Below are 16749 nucleotides of genomic sequence, written 5' to 3'. Positions count from 1 at the left end.
CCCCGAGAGGGAATGACAAAATGCCCCGGTGTGGCTCCACGGGGTACAGAACGCCCCGGCAGGCAAAAACCCCCGCACCGAACACGAAGACGGCGGGAGCGGCTCAGGAGAACGCAAACCCGAAGACGATCGGCCCAGTCGCCGACGCTAATCCGACGGCAACTCGTAAGTGTTTGCAACAGAACCGCTTACAAAACGCGAGCGGAGGGCAGGGGACTCGCCTGTGGGCCCGCCTGTAAACACTTGCCAGACACGACATTCAGCGGCAAATGCCTTGTTTTCAAGGCTGAGCCATTTTGTCAGGATTGATCAGCTGAGCGTCGTGCTCTCCGCTTTTCCACATTGATTGGCCCACTGGGCCAATCAATGGGCTTCGGAGCTTCCCCAGAAAGGAAGCCCGATGATCCTGCTCAATCCTCCCCTCGAAGCCCGCGATGGCCACACGCTGCGCGTGTTGGCAATCTGCCGAATCAGCAGCACGGATGCCGCCAAACAGGACGTTCGTTCCTTGGACGACCAAGAGAATCTCATCCGCAACTGGGTCGCAAGTCACTGGGAAGGCCCCGCCGACATGAAGGTGATCGCCGGACGCGGAAGCGGGGAGCGGCTCGATCGCCAGGAGTCGCGGGACGCCGAAGACGCGCTGGAAACGCGGCAGTACGACCTGGTGATCTCCGAAGACCTGGGCCGCATCTTCCGCCGGATGCAGGCGTTCGAGTTCTGCGAGATCGCCGAGGACTACGACACGCGGGTGATCGCCCTGAACGATCACGTGGACACGGGCGCAGAAGGCTGGCGGATCTCTGCCTTCTTCGCGTCGATGCGGCACGAGATGTACAACGCCGACACCGCCAATCGCATCCGGCGTACGCACAACAACCGCTTCCGCCAGGGGGGCGTGGTGCAGTTTGTGATCTTCGGCTACGAGAAGCCGCTGGGCGCCAAGAACGATATCGAGCTCCGCAAGGCGGACGGCGCCGAGGCGATCTACGACCGGTGGTTCTCGATGCTCGAGGAGGGGGCGTCGTTCGCGGAAGTGGCCGACTGGCTCAACGCTGAGAACGTTCCGGTGGGCAAGTACTGCCGGGGAACCCGTTGGACCGGTGAGATGGTCTCCCGCACGAGCAGGGATCCGCTCCTCAAAGGGCAGCGCGTCCGCAATCGCGTAGTCACCAAGCGGGTCAATAGCACCGGCCGGCGTCGCTCGGTCCGCCAGGAGCCCGAGGGCTGGATCATCCGAGAGTGCCCGCACTTGCAGATGATTGACCCCAATCGCTTCGACCGAGTCGGACGGATGCTGAAGAAGCGTAACGCCAAGAACAGCCGCAAGCGGTCCGGTAGCAGCGACCCTCGTGCCCACGTGCCGCGTAAGCGGACCCTGTGGCCCGGCCAGCACTTGAAGTGTGGGGTGTGCGGCCGCACGCTCGGCCACTTCGGCACCAAAGAACGTCCCACGCTGATGTGCAGCGGAGCGGACGAGTACCGGTGCTGGAATTCGGTCTGCCTGAACGCGAAGGTCGCGGGCGAGAAACTCTCTGAGGCGATCATGGCGGCCGTCTCGGGGCTTCCCGAGTTCGACACGGAGCTGCTCGCCCGAGTCGAAGCACAGGCCGACGAGGCGTTCACGGAACGGGGCGCCGCACTCGCCACCGCCCAGCGTGCGGCGGATTCGGCAAGGCGGCGCGTCGACAATCTGGCAGAGGCCGTGGCGGCGTCCGGATGCAGCGCAGTGCTGCTGGACCACCTCCGCACCGCTGAGGATCGGTGCCGTGAGATGACGGCCGAAGTGTCGCGGCTGGAACGCCTCGGCGCGGAGCGTACGCCAGCGCCTTCGATTGAACGCGTGCGGGCCGCGGCGATGAACTCGGTCGCGGGATTGGCGATTGAGTCGCAGGAATTTGGACGCGTCATGCACGACCTGGCGCCCGAGATCACGGTCTATCCCGTCCGGGGCGTTGATGGCGGGAGGATCCACTTTCGCGCCGTCGTGCGGCTCGACGCCAGCTGCTTTGCTGAGAACCTGGACGAGATGCCGTCGGCTCAGGACGCTCTGCGGATTGAACTGGAAGTTGACCTATTCGACCCGCCCAAGCCGATGGCGGTTCTGAACCAAGCAGTCGCGATGCTGTGCGCCGACGGCGCCAAGATGAAGCAGCGAGAAGCTGCCGCTGCGCTGGGAACCTCTCAACCCGCGGTGCAGCGGGCGCTAAAGCTCCACCGCCTGATGCAAGAGCTTGGCCTGGGTTCGCCGTGGCGGCAGGTGCTGACGCCCCCCGAGGATGACAGCAAGCTCCGCCGCTACCGCCACCCGCGTTACCGCTTTGAACCGCTGGAAGGGTTTCCGCGCATGCTGTCCGGAGGCGCCCCCAGCCCGCCCTCGTAGACGGCGGCCTATCAAGAACGGTTCTTTTCACGACCCGGGTCGCTCGTTGCGGCTCGGGTTTTTTTCGTCCTATCCCCTCGTATGGAGAAGCCTGTGATTCGCAGATCAAGCAAGAAGAACAACAGCCAGTCATCACACACTCGGTGGCGCCCTGGCGGCGCGCTAGATCGGTTGCTCAATCTCATCGCACAACGCGTGCGGCGGACGCTGCGAGGAAGTGCTGGAACGGCCACCGATGAACAGGACGCTAACAATCAGCAGAAGCACACCGACTAACTTGCTTGCGTCTGTCACTGATAGCAACGCCGATACCGTGAGACCAAGCTTCGAACCATGAATCCATCTGTTAGTCAGTCGGAGCGTCTATGGGTCGGATGACGCGTCGACTGGACCCTCTCAGTAAGACGACGCCAGCGTTGTCGCACTAAATAATCGCTGGAACTGCGCAATAAGTACTTGAGGATGATCTAGCCTGCAGCAACGGCGCCTGCCTTTGCGGCACGGCTTCTGTCCTGTCCAGATCTTTCTCTTCGCCCCTCTGGCGCCCCCCGCGAGCCCCACGCCGCCCCAGCCGCCAACGGCGGCGTCCGCGGCCCCCTGGCTCGCTCTCCACGTTCTCCAACCACAGGAGCCCCACGTGAGTCACATCGTCACCATCCAGACCGAGGTCCGCTGCCGGGAGTCGGTCACGGCCGCCTGCCGGCGGCTCCAGCTCCCACAACCCACCGAAGGAACCCACCGGCTGTTCACCAACCAAGCGACCGGGCTGGCGGTCACGCTCCCCGCGTGGCGTTACCCCGTGGTGTGCGAGCTCCCCACCGGCACGCTCCGCTACGACCACTACGGCGGCCGCTGGGGCGACCCGCGGCAGCTCGACCGGTTCCTGCAGGGCTACGCCGTCGAGCGGGCCACGCTGGTCGCCCGGCGGAGCGGGCACGCGGTGCACGAAGAACCGCTCTCCGACGGCTCGATCCGCCTCGTCGTCCAAATGGAGGGCGCCGCATGAAGTCGATCGAAATCATCGTCTCGCCCCAGGGCGAGGCCCGCATCGAGACCCGCGGCTACGCCGGCGCCGCCTGCCAGGACGCCAGCCGGCTGCTGGAGGCGGCGCTGGGCGTCCGGCAGTCGGAGCAGCTGACCTCTGCCTTCTTCCAGCAACCCGTGAGTGTCCCGTCCCACCTTTCTGCTGGAGGCCACACGAACCCGTCCTAACCACTTCTGCTGCTCGCCATTTCTTGTCCTAGCCAAGGAGCCAGTATGTCGCTCTCCGAAACCCTCCAGGAGCACGTGCGGGCGTGCTTCTCGGGGCTGTGGATCACCAGCCACGAACACCCCGACGCCCTCGAAGAGATCGCCACGCTGTGCCGCGCCGAGAACTGGCGGGCGTGGGGCTGGGACGTCGAGCTGGGCGCGTGGGGCACGGTCTCTGCCGTCCCGGCGACCGCCTCGGACCCGGTCTCTGCCGTGCGGCTGTTGGACCACGCCCCCCGAGACGCGGGCGCCACGCTGCTGGTGCTGCCCAACTTCCACCGCTACCTCAGCTCGGTAGAAGTCGTGCAGGCCGTCACCCGCCAGGTCGAAGTAGGACGCCGGCGTTCGACGTTCGTGGTCGTGATCGCCCCGGTGGTGCAGCTGCCGCCCGAGCTGGAACGGTTGTTCGTGGTGATCGAGCACGCCCTGCCCGACAGGAAGCAGCTGGCGGAGATCGCCCGCGGCGTCGCCACCGAGCGCGGAGAACTCCCCAAGGGGCCCGGCTTCGAGCAGCTCATTGATGCGGCCAGCGGCCTGTCGCGGTACGAGGCCGAGGGGGCGTTCGCGCTGAGCCTGGTGCGCCAGCGGCGGCTCACCCCCGAGACGCTGTGGTCGCTCAAGGCCCAGACGCTCGCCCAGGGGGGGCTGGTGACGCTCCACCGGGGCGGCGGCTCCTTCGACCAGCTCGGCGGGCTCGAGTCGCTGAAGGGGTTTTGTCGCCGGGCGCTGCGTCCCCGGCCCAGCGACAGCAAGTCAGGCGCCAGCATCCGCCCCCAAGGGGTTTTGTTGTTGGGGGTGCCCGGGACCGGCAAGAGTGCCATCGCCAAGGCGATCGGCGCCGAGACGGGGCGTCCGACTTTGGTGCTGGACGTCGGCCGGCTGATGGGCTCGCTGGTCGGCCAGACCGAGGAGCGGACGCGCGGGGCACTGGCGTCGATCGACGCGATGGCGCCCTGCGTGCTGTTCGTCGATGAGCTCGACAAGGCCCTGTCCGGCGTCGGCGGCCAAAACGGGGGCCAGGCCGGCGACTCCGGGGTGCAGTCGCGGCTGTTCGGTTCGCTGTTGAGCTGGCTGGCGGACCACGAGTCGGACGTGTTCGTGGTGGCGACCGCCAACGACGTCTCGCGGCTGCCGCCCGAGCTGACGCGGGCCGAGCGGTTCGACGCGGTGTTCTTCCTCGACCTCCCCGGGAGGCAGCAGAAGGACGCGATCTGGAAGATCCACCGCTCGTCGCTCGGCATCGCCCCCGGCCAGCGCCGTCCCGCGGACGACGACTGGACCGGCGCCGAGGTCCGCTCGTGCTGCCGGCTGGCGCGGCTGCTCGACCTGCCGCTGGTCGAGGCGGCCAGGCACGTGGTGCCGATCGCCTCGACGGCGGCCGAGTCGGTCGCCCGGCTGCGGGGCTGGGCCAGCGGCCGCTGCTTGAGTGCGGACACGCCGGGGGTCTATCGGTCTGCGGCGGCGGCCCCTAGGCAGGGCCGGCGTCGCCGGGTGAAGCGGCTGGATCCTTCGGACAACTAGGGGTGGCCATCTATTTGTAGGAGTATCGGCCGGCCGACAAAGTGCGTCTCGCCTTCCTTCCGACGGTCATCGTCCTTTTATAGCGTCAGCGTCGAAGTGTCGGGCCGACGCAGGTTTCCGCGTCTGGGACTCTCGGCTATCGGCGAGCTTTTTCAATGGACGCCGGGTGATAGAATTGGCTTCGGACTTCCCCCTCGTTGCCCAATTGGAGGGACGCCGCATGCCATATGACAGCGACAGAATCGATGATGCTGTCCTCGCACTCCTCACGTTGACAGCTCACCAGGAAGACGAGTTTGGGGCCCGCGCCTGGAAAGGCCATGATTGGGACGCCCTCAACCGTCTTCATGAGAAGGGCCTCCTGTTCGACCCTGTGTCCAAATCGAAGTCCGTGGTCATGACGCCTGAAGGGTTGGCCAGGGGTCGCGCGTTGTTTGACAGGCTTTTCGCAAGAAGCGATTGAACTCCCCGCCCTGACACTAGGATGCCGACATCCCGGCAGGAGGTCCACGCGTGAGCGAGTACCAGCTCATCGAGTTTCAAGCGGTAGACCGGCCGCTCACCGACCGCGAGTTGGCCTACGCCCGAGAACAATCAACTCGGGCTGAGATCTCGCGCTGGTCATTTCAGAATGAGTACCATTTTGGAGACTTTCATGGTGACGTGAACGGAATGCTCCGGAGGGGCTACGACGTACACCTCCACTACGCCAACTTTGGGGTTCGAACGGTCGCTTTCCGGCTGCCGGTGTGAATGCCGTTCGCCGAGGACGTCTGGTCGAACTACATCGGCGGCGAGGGAGTCTCGTGGGCGCCGGACCGGCGTGGCAGCGGGGGCGTTCTGACCCTGAGCCCGTACGATGAAGCGGGCGAACTCGAAGAGTTCTGGGAGTTCGAATCCTATATGCTTGCGATGGTCGAGCTTCGCACTCGGCTGATGGTCGGCGACCTCAGGGTGCTCTACCTGTTCTGGCTCGCTGCGGCGACCGACGGACAACCTAACTCCGTCGATGCCAAAGAGCCTCCCGTGCCTTGCGGGCTCGCCGAGCTTGCCGGCGAGGCTCAGCCCTTCCTGGAGTTCTTTGGCCTCGAAGCGTCCTTGTTGGACGCTGCGGCCGAGGGTTCTGCAGAAGCACCCGACGAGGCTTCCGCAGAGCATCGCATCCAGCGGTGGGTTGAGTCCCAGAGCGAGGAAGAGGTAAAGGCACTGCTTCGCGAATTGCTCTCGGAGGACTCCGCCGCGATCAAATCGGCAACGATTGCTCGCATCCTGGGTGCAACGACCCCTTCGGTCTGGCCGACCGTCGTCACAAGCCGAAACTACCAGACATTGCTCGATCGAGCCGCCCAGCTCCGCCAGGCTGAGTACGAACGAGAACAGAAGCGACTCGTTGCCGCTGAGCAGCGTAAAGCGGCCAAGCTGGCTCAGGAGCGGGAGGTACGGATGAGGCAGATGGTTGACGAACCGAAAAAATGGCTCCGCAAAGCTGAGGAACTCGTCGCCGCTCGCGGGTTGGCCAACTACGAAGCGGCGGCCGAGGTGCTCGACGAGCTGCGGGAAGCGCTGGCGGGCGACAGCGGCGAACAGCTCGCGCGACAGCACTCCGCTCATCTTGCCAAGAAGCACCCGACGCTCAACCGGCTGAAATCGGCGTTGAAGAAACGCGGGTTGCTGGAATAACACTCAACCAAACGCGACCGTGGCGTCGCATTCGATTGGCGAGGCCATCCCCCGCCACGATGCAGTATGCCCGTTCTCGCAGAGGTCGTCGCCACCGCTGCGGATTCTTGCCGGACGACCCCCGCGGCGGCCGGTCCGCCTCCGATCACCTGGCTGGAGCCGGATCTGAGGGAGGTGATGTCCACCGCTGCGACTTGTCTGAGCCTCCAGCCGCCTCGGGTGACGCCACCGATCGCAGAGAGAAAATAACGCGGAAGTCGCACCGGTCGGGTAGCTCTGCGCCCGCAGATGCAGGCTCCCGAACGGTACTGCAGCTGGTTCCTGCATAAGCAGCCCCGATGCCGAATCGCCAGGCGGCAAAACTTGGTCCATCCGGGTTTCTAGTGGGTGGGAAGCCTCAGCTCGGGCTCGAAAAAAGGGGCGGCGCCCCCCCCCTTCGCCGCCGCCCTCGCATCGGCCCTGCACCCAATCGAGGGCTGATGCGAAGGCGACGTTGCCGGGGCGCCAACTCTGTCGACCCGGAGCTGAGGTGTTAGCTACTCTACCCACAAAAAAGACCGGGTGGACCATTCTATCTCACACGTCTGTAGGAGGATACAATGCATGACGGGCAAGTACTCAAGTGACGAACGGCGAGGCACAACCAGCGATGATTTTTAATTGCAAGTGGCTGCTCGTCGCTTTGAGCACGTACATATTGACCTCACCTGCACTCAGAGGTGACGAGCCCGCTGGGTCGCAGTTGTCACCCAGTGTGATAGTTGTGGACCTCGATACTGAGGTAGGCCAGATGTACAGGTTTTGGGACGTCTATCCAGTCACTGACCAATCGCCCTTCCTCGACGAGCAGCAATTAAGTCGACTCAAGCAGAAGTATCGGTACGCACGATTTATTAATTGCGTGCGGCTGTTTGGCGGCAAAGACTCAAAGAAAGACGACTACTTCCGGGGAGTCGATGCACGAGGCCAAGCAATCTGCGATTTCTCAGAGGCGCTGGCGATGCTCTCCGGTATCCGGAGCTGTGGATTTACGCCGTGGATCGTGTTGGACAACGTTCCCGCCGAGATGAGTGAGAACCCTACAAAAAACCTCTACGGAAACACAGAGCCACCTGCAAGTTTTGATCTTTGGAGCAGCTACGTCCGGCAGTTCGCTCGAGCGCTAGTTGAGGAGTTTGGAGTCGAAGAGGTTGCTCAATGGCGTTTCCGGGTTGGGACCGAACCAGACTTCAGCCCCGGTCACTGGACTGGCACGCAGCAGCAATATCTTAAGCACTACGACTACACGGTCGCGGCAGTCCGAAGCGTGCTGCCCTCTGCCAGTATCGGGCCTGGAAACGTTATCGCCCCACTAAGAGGCCGGAAGCAGAAGTCGTGGGCGCCTGCAATCATTAACCATTGTGCAACGGGAACGAATCATGTTTCCGGGTCGACGGGGACTCCGCTCGATGTCTTCGGATCATCGTACTACACCTCCGTCGGGAGGTCGGACATACAGTTCGATGCCGTGGTTGAGTTCTTGCGGGAAGAGATTGGTAACCACCCCCAGTTTGACTCAGTCCCCGTAGAGATCCATGAGTTTGGAATCCTCAGTGAAGGCGGAAAGCAGATAGCCGGCGACGGGACTGAGTTCGGAAGTTCGTGGCTCGCTCATATGTCGGAAAAGATCTATCGAAACGACGTCCGTCGCGTCTATCAGTGGGACTGGAACACCGACAAAGGAGGGAACATTCCAACACCACTTACCCATGTCATGGACATGCTCGAAGAGATGGCTGGCGGGACGCGGCTTTCTGTCGAATCAGATCAAATGAGCGAAATGGACCATATTGGCTGCATAGCCGCTAGAAACGGCGACGTAGTCAATCTGATTGTGTTTCGTCACCTCGCTGAGCGATCCAACGGCAACAAGGTTTTGGTCCGTCTTACGTTGGACGGAGGTTCATTTGTCGAGAAGGAATTGTCCGTAACTCGCGCTAATCTACTTGATGGGGAACACGCTGGATTTATGGCCGAACGCAACGCAGACATGAAGCATGTCCGGGCAAAGGTGGCCGACAATGCCAAAACGCATGCGATCACGAGGAAGGTCATGGCGGCACATCGGGCCAAGTACGAGGAGTTGAGTAAGCTCCATTCCGTTGACCCGCTACCCAAACCGACCGTCGATTCTTTGGGCCGGATGCACTTTGATCTGATGCTGGACGGCCACGCCGTTGTCGTTCTTCAATTAAGGTAGTCCGGCGGTTTTCCCGGTCGTACGGATTAACAGTGACGTATGAAGCTCTTCTTGCCAGCCACCGTGATCCTCACCGCGCTCGTTTTTGGCGCCGCCGCGCAACCGCCGAACTTCGTCGTCATCATGTTCGATGACCTAGCAGCCCGTTGAAAAATGCCACTCCCCCGACCAACCCCTTGGCGCTAAACTGCGTCGCCGACGAAAGCGTGACTTGAGCAGGAGCGAAGCGATGGGGATGGGAAGGCGAGAGCGGGATCGGCAGGACGTGTTGTTCGTGACGGCCCAGCAGCTGCCCAAGAGTCAGGGGCACGCGTTCTACAAGCGGCTCAATAGGCTGCTTTCCGAGGCGGGCTTCGACCGCGACATCGAGAAGTTGTGCGAGCCGTACTACCAGCCGACCGGCACGCGTGGGCGGCCGTCGGTCCCGCCGGGAGTCTACTTCCGGATGTTGATGGTGGGTTACTTCGAGGGGATCGGTTCACAGCGGGGCATCGCGTGGCGGTGCGCCGACAGCCTCAGCCTGCGGGAGTTCCTGGGCGTTCCGCTGACCGAGGCGACCCCCGATCACTCGACGCTCAGCCGGGTCCGCGACCGCCTGCCGCTGGAAGTCCACCAGGAAGTGTTCCGGCTGGTGCTGCAACTGGCGGCGCAGCAGGGGCTGCTAAAAGGCAAGACGGTAGCGGTCGATTCGACTACCCTTGAAGCCGATGCGGCGATGAAGAGCATCGTGCGGCGCGACACAGGAGAAGACTGGAAGGCGTACGTCATTGGCTTGATGAAGAAGGAAGGAGTGATCGAAAAAGGAGACGAGCCGAGCGACGAAGAGGTCCGCCGCTTCGATAAGAAGCGGAAGAACAAAAAGGTCTCGAACGCCGAGTGGGTCAGCACGACCGACCCGAGCGCACGGATCACCAAGCTCAAGGACGGCCGCACGCATTTGGCGTACAAGGCGGAGCACGTGGTCGATATCGATACGGAGCTGATCTTGGCGGCAGAGGTCTATCACGGCGACCACAGCGACACGAAGACCCTCTGCGACAGCGTGATGGAGGCGCAGACGCACCTGTCAGAGGCTGGGCTGGAAGCGCAGATCGAAGAAGCGGTTGCCGACAAGGGCTACCACGCTGCCGAGCAGCTGGAACTGGTCACGTCGGTCGGGGTGCGGACGTATGTGCCGGAGCCCAAGCGCCGCGGCGAGTCGCGTCTGAGCGCCAAGCCAGTCGAGCAGCAGCGCGCGGTGAAGGGTAACCGCCGGCGGACCAAGACCGCCAAGAACAAACGGCTCCAGCGGCTGAGGAGTGAACGGGTCGAGCGCAGCTTCGCCCACGTGTGCGACACCGGCGGGTCACGCCGCACATGGCTGCGGGGGATCGACAAGGTGAGGAAGCGGTTACTGACGTCGGCGCTGGTGCGGAACCTGGGCCTGGTAATGCGGAAGCTGTTCGGGATCGGCACGCCGAGGGGCCTGCAGGGCGAAGGTGGCTCCGCCGGGCTTATGCAGCTCGCCTGGCTTCTCATCGCAGCGATGAAGAACTTGTGGGACACACATGCTCGCCTGGGAGCCCGGCCTACAGAGTCACGCCTCCAACTGCTCACAGTTGGCGGGCCACAGGAGTATGCGCTTAGATCAACGGGCTGCTAGGCTACTCGGACCTCGGCTGCTACGGGGGAGAGATCGAAACGCCTCACCTCGACTCCCTCGCGGCCAACGGCCTCCGATTTTCTCAGTTCTACAACACGGCCAAGTGCCACTCTTCCCGGGTCTCTCTCCTCAGTGGCCAGTATTGCGCGGCAGCCGGGGACAAGGCCTTGACCCATGCAGTCACATCAGCGGAAGTTCTCCGTGCCGCCGGGTATTTCACTGCCATGAGCGGCAAATGGCACCTCGACAGCCAGTCCACCGACTTCGGTTTCGACCGCTATTTCGGTCACCTCAGTGGGGCCTACAACTACTTCAGCGGAAACGGGTCCTTCAGGCTCAACGGGAAACCGTGGAGCGTGCCCAAGACTCCAAACGGCAAGCCTTTCTACACAACCGTGGCAAAGGTCGACTACGCCCTCGATTTCCTCGCCGAAGCCCGAGCAGCGGAGAAGCCCTTTTATCTCTACGTCGCCTTCAATGCCCCCCACGCCCCGCTGCATGCCCTTCCAGAGGACTACGCCAAGTACCAAGGGCGATACGATGCCGGTTGGGACAAGATCCGTGATGCACGAATCTGCAAGCAGAAGGAGCTCGGGCTCCTCCCTGTATCCCTGGAGCCCAGCCCGCGGCCGCCGCACGTCCCCGCATGGGACACGCTTGTCGACTGGCAACGTGACCACGAAATCAACCGCATGCGAACCCTCGCCGCCATGATCGACCGTATCGACCAGGAGGTGGGCCGGCTGGTCGAGGACCTGAGGAAGAATGGAGAGCTCGAGAACTCGTTGATCCTCCTTGTCTCCGACAACGGCGCAAGTCCATATGATCGGGGCAAGCCGCGCCTCGGCGTCGAGCCGACCAACGCCGAGACCTCGCTCAAGGACTCCACCGGCTGGGCCTGGGCGCGGAATGCGCCGTTCCGGTTCTACAAGCAGAACCAGTTCGAGGGCGAAATCAGCACGCCGGGCATCGTGCATTGGCCTGCGGGCCTGAAGACGAGGCCCGGGGCCGTCATCGACACGCCGGTCCATCTGATCGACGTCCTGCCGACCCTGGCTGACCTGGCAGCGGCGAAGGCGCCCACCGAGCATTCCCGACGCAAGCTTCGGCCGGTCTCCGGCATCTCGCTCCGGCCGATCTTCGAGGGCAGTGAACTGCGTCGAAGCGAGCCGATCCATTTCCACTTCGCGTCCGACCTCGAGCTTCGTGACGGTGATTGGAAGATCGTTAGTTTCAAAGGACAGGAATGGGAACTTTATGACCTTGGCCGCGACCGCACCGAGCTCAACGACCTCGCCGAAGCCGAACCCAAAAGGCTCCAGGCGATGGTCGCCAAGTGGAAGGAGATGTCCCGTGACGTTCTGCACTCGCCACTGCTCGATAGTCCGAAGATAAAACCTGCCGTTCATCCAAGGTCGAATCCCGAGTGGACCGTCTTCGGTAACCAAGGAACGCCGTCCGCATCCAGCGCCGGCAAGCCTTCCCGGAGGGCCAATGGAGCCTCCATGCCGACCGTCCGGGCGCGCAAAAACACCGAGCTCAGCCGGCTGGCGGATGGAGCCCTCAAACTGACCTTCACCGGCGAGGATCCGGGCATCACCATGGATCTTCGGGGCTGGGAGAATCTGCCGTCGGGGCCGTACGCCTTGAGCTTCAAGCTCACCACCCCCCAGCAGGGCGAGGGAGAGATCCGCTATACACTAGATTTCGAGACCAATCTGACAAGGGGGCAGAGAATCTGGTTTCCGCTAGGCCCAGCAAACGAACCCCATGCGGTGAAGGAGAAGATCGAAACCGACAAGTCGCTCAAGCAGCTCCGCATCGGTATCACAGAAGGCCCCGGCTCTGCGATCATTCGCGACCTTCAACTGCGCGACGCCAAGGAGGCGGTCCTCATAGACTGGACATTGAAACCTGGAGAATAGCCATTCCCTATTCTACGCATTTCTTCTTCCACCGCTATCGATCGGCCAACCGAAGGAACTGAACCAACGCTCTCCCTCAGCCGCTCCAATATCAATGCCGTATCCCGCGGCAGACTCTCCAAGAACTTCCTTTAGCCGACAGGTTCTGACTTCCGGGCCGCCACGACACCGTTCTCCCGCCAGAAGGCCGCGTTTTCTTTTCGAGAGAAGCCACGCCAACCAACACTCCGGCCCTCAACTCGTCGACTTCCCCATTGCCTCGATGTTCATGAACTTCATTTCAACTCTTATCGTTGCCTTCCTCACGCTGGGAGCCGCGTTCGCAGAACAAAGCCGTCCCAGTATTCTCTTCCTCGCTATTGATGATCTTCGTCCCGAGCTAGGCTGCTATGGCAGTCCCGCCGTCAAGTCCCCGAATATTGATAAGTTGGCTTCCCAGGGAGTGTTATTCCAGCGAGCCTACTGCCAAGTCGCGGTTTGCGGGGCTTCACGCGCCAGCCTGATGACGGGCATCTTGCCAACGAAGGATCGCTTTGTGAACTATACCACCATGGCCGATCAGGACACGCCGGGCGCGGTCACCTTGCCGCAGGCCCTCAAAGCGGCAGGCTACACCACCCTGTCCCACGGAAAGGTCTTCCACAATTGGAGTGATACCGCCGCTCGCAGCTGGAGTCGACCTCCGAAGATGGGCAAAGACCTTAAGGGTCGGAACGCGAACGCGCAAAAAAAGTCAAGATACGGGACGCAAACGAGGCCGGGAAATAGTGGGAGCAAACCATTCTTCGATCGTTCCGACGTGCCCGATGACACCTATGCAGACGGACAGGTGGCTCGGAACACTATCGCGGACTTACGGGAACTCGCCCAGAGCGGGGAACCGTTCTTCCTCGCCTGCGGCTTCATTCGCCCGCATCTGCCCTTTTACGCCCCAGAGAAATACTGGGATCTCTATGACGCGGATTCCCTGCCAATCGCCAAGAACCGCTTTCGGCCTCACGACGCCCCCACGGCCTTGCGCGGCTCAGGCGAGTACCGCACCTACGACCTCGGCAAGTTCAAGAAGAACTCGGACGACTTTCATCGCATAATGCGCCATGGTTACTTCGCATCCACCAGCTATTCCGACAAGCTGGTCGGTGACGTCCTCTCCGAACTCGAAGCCCTCGGACTGGTGGACAACACCATCGTGGTTATCTGGGGCGACCATGGCTGGCACCTGGGCGAGCACGCTTTTTGGGGGAAACACAACACCCTCCACAACGCCATCCGCGTCCCGCTCATTGTGAAGGCCCCGGGCAAGCTTCAGGGAGTGACGAGTAAGGCCCTTGTCTCAACGGTAGACCTTTTCCCGACCCTCTGCTCCCTCGCAGGCGTGGATGTCCCCGGCTCGGTTCAGGGGAAGAGCTTCGAGCAATTGCTTGCGAGCCAGGATGCGCAGCACACCCCGGCAGTCTACACTCGCTTCAAGGAAGCCGACGCAGTTGTGACGGAAGGATTCAGCTACTCCCGCTTCAGCGACGGATCTGAGATGCTCTTCGATCTGGCCAAGGATCCGGATGAAAACCAGAACGTCGCCAAAGTGCCGGAATACGCGTCACAGCTCCAAGTCATGTGTGAGGAACTTGATCAGCAAATCAAACTGGCGCAATCAGCTCAATGGGTCCCAGATCGCTAGTAATTTCTCCCAAGAGACTAACTCGACATGTCCATCAGACTTCTCTTCTTCTCTCTGTTCGCAGGCGCGCTCTCCAATTCCTCCGTCTGCGCGGAGACCGGCGCCTCATTGCCCATGAAGGGCTCGCGCCCTAACGTCGTCTTCTTCCTCGCCGACGACCAGAGCAGGTTCAATCACACCGCTTACGGGCACCCCACGATTCCCACAATCACCACGGACGCCCTAGCCGAGGAATCGCTTGTATTTGACAGAGCCTTCACCGGACAAGCAATCTGTGCGCCAAGCCGCTCGATGCTTTACACGGGCCTGTATCCCATCCGGAACGGCTGCTTTCTGAATCACTACAAGATCCGGCCCGGCGTAAAGACCCTGCCGGCGTATCTCAACGACCTGGGCTATACGGTCATTCTGGCGGGAAAGTCTCATGTGAAGCCGGGGAACCAGTTCAAGTGGTCGGAGAGTTTTCCCCCGGTCAAGAAGGCCGGTGCCTCCCGAGATTGGATACCCCTGGACCAGATCGATGCATTCCTCGCGCATCCCGGCCCGAACCCGTTTTGCCTCATTGTCGCCAGCGAATTCCCGCACGGTCCCTTCATGACGGAAACTCCCTATCAGCCGGAGGATGTTGTTCTGGAGCCCTTCGAAGCACGGACCGATGAGAACCTTCTTGCAGCGACAAAGTACTATGCCAGCGTCGCGCAAAAGGAAGCGGAGTTGGCGGCCCTATTGAAGCTGATCGACAAACACGGACAAAGGGAGAATTCTCTTGTCTTCTATTCAGATGATCACGGCCTGTCTCGCGGCAAGTACACATCCTATGACTCCGGGCTCAATATTGCCTTCATGGTCCGCTGGCCAGACCGAATCAAGCCAGGCCGAACCGAAGCCTTGGTTAGCTTCGCGGATTTCGTGCCCACCGTCATCGAGTTGGCGGGTGGAGACGCCCCTAGCAACCTGGACGGGATGAGCCTCCTGCGTCTCCTGCGGGGAGAATCGACAAAGCACCATACTCACGTTTATGGTGTGACAACCAACCAAGGCACCTTGCAGCGCCATGTCTTCCCGCAGCGATCGGTGCGAGATGAGCGCTACCACTATATCCACAGCTTCAATACCCTGGATAGAATCAGGCGGGACCGGAATGCCGGAAAGGAAATCGGTTTCTTCCACCAGCGCGGTGCGAACAAACACGGTGACATTCCAGAGGAATTGCTGTTCGACACTCAGAATGACCCTCATGAGATGAAAAATCTCGCCAACGCCCCAAGTTACCAGACGATCAAACAGCGATTGGAGGACAGCCTCTTTGAATGGATGAGGCAGCAGAATGACCTCTTAAACAAAACAGACCCTGTCCCCTTGCTCAAGACCGCACCGAGTTTTGCGCTTGATCGGGCCGACCAGCGCAACCGAATCCCCAAGCAGCAGGTTGGCAGCCTCAAAGGCAAGCTGATCGACCCCCACGAGGCGACGCGCCAGAATGAAAAGCGATTCCCGGAACCCAAGATTTGCAAGGCTCCACCTTCTGCCTAATAGATGGAACGTGAAGCGACTACCGTGCATCAATGGCCGCGCGACGCGTTAGATCAATGAGTTGAGGTCAGATCGGAACACTTTGCACGCCAACGGAGGCTTCTACCCAGAGCGCATCGGCATGAAAACCTGCTTCATCGCATTTGCCATCTTCTATACCGCGCTCATGCCCAGCAGTTGGGCTGAGGAGTCCGCCATTCGCTGGCCCGGTGGTCGAATGGCGATTACCTCAGACGGAAATGCCCATGACCCGGATGACATCGGAGCCACGCCGATGAGCATGGCACTGATGCACGCAGCAGGCCTTAGCGATCGACTGGTGCACGTAGACTATGCCAATCACTTCGTTCACCCGGGTCATAAAGGTGCGGCCTCAAAGGCCGAGCTCCTTGAGCAAGTCACCATAAGCGTAAACGAGGGCGCCCGGCGATTCGATGTCAAGGCCGACCGCATTTTCAGTTGCCAAACTCAATTGAACGAAGCCACCGCGAACTTCGTACACGCGGCTCGAGCTTCCTCTGAAGAGGATCCGCTGTGGTTTATCTGCGCAGGACCGATGACAACAGCATACAAGTACCTCGAAGCAGTGAAGGCCGTCGCCCCAGAGAAGTTGCTCTTCATCCGCTGTGTTTCCCACTCCCCGGCCAACAACAGACACGACCCCGCATTCAAGTGGGAGAGGCTCACGAACGCATTCCCGACCGTGGCCCAGCACAAGCTTCACAGTCAAAACTCAGCGGGCGGGGAGGAGGGCCTATGTTCTTCGCTGGAGCATTGGGACTGGCTGAAGCACTCAACCAATCCCGACCTGCGCTGGCTCTATTCCCGCAAGGCCTTGTCGAACAATCGCTAGAAACGCTGCGTAGATCGGTTCCGGACGGAGTTCCTTCTATTCAG

13 protein-coding genes are annotated in these 16749 nt (G+C 61.6%); all 13 read left to right on the top strand.

What is annotated here, in order from left to right:
* The first annotated feature begins 400 nt into the window (after positions 1–400).
* Positions 401–2383, top strand: a complete 1983-nt coding sequence (locus Pla175_RS08945; RefSeq protein ID WP_145283338.1) for a recombinase family protein — start codon at positions 401–403, stop codon at positions 2381–2383.
* 637 nt (positions 2384–3020) lie between these two features.
* On the top strand, positions 3021–3389 hold the full coding sequence (locus Pla175_RS08940; RefSeq protein WP_145283336.1) for a DUF1257 domain-containing protein: 369 nt from the start codon (positions 3021–3023) through the stop codon (positions 3387–3389).
* Positions 3386–3595, top strand: coding sequence for a DUF2997 domain-containing protein (locus tag Pla175_RS08935; protein WP_145283333.1), 210 nt, complete (start codon positions 3386–3388; stop codon positions 3593–3595). Before Pla175_RS08940 ends, Pla175_RS08935 begins: the two co-directional genes overlap by 4 nt.
* Positions 3596–3640: 45 nt before the next feature.
* Positions 3641–5155: an AAA family ATPase gene (locus tag Pla175_RS08930; RefSeq protein WP_145283331.1), complete on the top strand. Its 1515-nt coding sequence runs from the start codon at positions 3641–3643 to the stop codon at positions 5153–5155.
* 220 nt (positions 5156–5375) lie between these two features.
* Complete coding sequence (locus Pla175_RS26465) at positions 5376–5618, top strand: DUF6429 family protein (RefSeq protein WP_145283328.1); 243 nt, start codon at positions 5376–5378, stop codon at positions 5616–5618.
* A 50-nt stretch (positions 5619–5668) separates the two neighbouring features.
* Positions 5669–5908, top strand: a complete 240-nt coding sequence (locus Pla175_RS08920) for a hypothetical protein (RefSeq protein ID WP_145283326.1) — start codon at positions 5669–5671, stop codon at positions 5906–5908.
* Positions 5909–6835: a hypothetical protein gene (locus tag Pla175_RS08915; protein WP_145283324.1), complete on the top strand. Its 927-nt coding sequence runs from the start codon at positions 5909–5911 to the stop codon at positions 6833–6835. It abuts the gene before it with no gap.
* A 763-nt stretch (positions 6836–7598) separates the two neighbouring features.
* Positions 7599–9074 (top strand): GH39 family glycosyl hydrolase, encoded by a 1476-nt coding sequence (locus tag Pla175_RS08910; protein ID WP_197527366.1) that lies wholly within the window; start codon positions 7599–7601, stop codon positions 9072–9074.
* A 211-nt stretch (positions 9075–9285) separates the two neighbouring features.
* A complete protein-coding gene (locus Pla175_RS08905) occupies positions 9286–10716 on the top strand; it encodes a transposase (RefSeq protein ID WP_231954280.1) in 1431 nt (476 codons plus the stop codon).
* Complete coding sequence (locus tag Pla175_RS08900) at positions 10701–12641, top strand: arylsulfatase (protein ID WP_145283320.1); 1941 nt, start codon at positions 10701–10703, stop codon at positions 12639–12641. Before Pla175_RS08905 ends, Pla175_RS08900 begins: the two co-directional genes overlap by 16 nt.
* Before the next feature lie 262 nt (positions 12642–12903).
* Positions 12904–14319, top strand: coding sequence for a sulfatase (locus Pla175_RS08895; RefSeq protein WP_197527365.1), 1416 nt, complete (start codon positions 12904–12906; stop codon positions 14317–14319).
* Between the two features lie 27 nt (positions 14320–14346).
* A complete protein-coding gene (locus tag Pla175_RS08890; RefSeq protein WP_145283315.1) occupies positions 14347–15852 on the top strand; it encodes a sulfatase family protein in 1506 nt (501 codons plus the stop codon).
* A gap of 121 nt (positions 15853–15973) precedes the next feature.
* Positions 15974–16705 (top strand): hypothetical protein, encoded by a 732-nt coding sequence (locus tag Pla175_RS08885; RefSeq protein WP_145283313.1) that lies wholly within the window; start codon positions 15974–15976, stop codon positions 16703–16705.
* The last annotated feature ends 44 nt before the right edge of the window (positions 16706–16749 follow it).

It is taken from the genome of Pirellulimonas nuda (assembly GCF_007750855.1).
Taxonomy (GTDB): domain Bacteria; phylum Planctomycetota; class Planctomycetia; order Pirellulales; family Lacipirellulaceae; genus Pirellulimonas; species Pirellulimonas nuda.
The sequence above is the reverse complement of the archived record's forward strand: the minus strand, read 5'-3'. Positions and strand labels throughout refer to the sequence as shown.

Coding starts and splice junctions, on each gene's coding strand:
- Pla175_RS08895 (WP_197527365.1), top strand. CDS start 12,904: ATGTTCATGAACTTCATTTCAACTCTTATCGTTGCCTTCCTCACGCTG.
- Pla175_RS26465 (WP_145283328.1), top strand. CDS start 5,376: ATGCCATATGACAGCGACAGAATCGATGATGCTGTCCTCGCACTCCTC.
- Pla175_RS08885 (WP_145283313.1), top strand. CDS start 15,974: ATGAAAACCTGCTTCATCGCATTTGCCATCTTCTATACCGCGCTCATG.
- Pla175_RS08930 (WP_145283331.1), top strand. CDS start 3,641: ATGTCGCTCTCCGAAACCCTCCAGGAGCACGTGCGGGCGTGCTTCTCG.
- Pla175_RS08890 (WP_145283315.1), top strand. CDS start 14,347: ATGTCCATCAGACTTCTCTTCTTCTCTCTGTTCGCAGGCGCGCTCTCC.
- Pla175_RS08915 (WP_145283324.1), top strand. CDS start 5,909: ATGCCGTTCGCCGAGGACGTCTGGTCGAACTACATCGGCGGCGAGGGA.
- Pla175_RS08945 (WP_145283338.1), top strand. CDS start 401: ATGATCCTGCTCAATCCTCCCCTCGAAGCCCGCGATGGCCACACGCTG.
- Pla175_RS08935 (WP_145283333.1), top strand. CDS start 3,386: ATGAAGTCGATCGAAATCATCGTCTCGCCCCAGGGCGAGGCCCGCATC.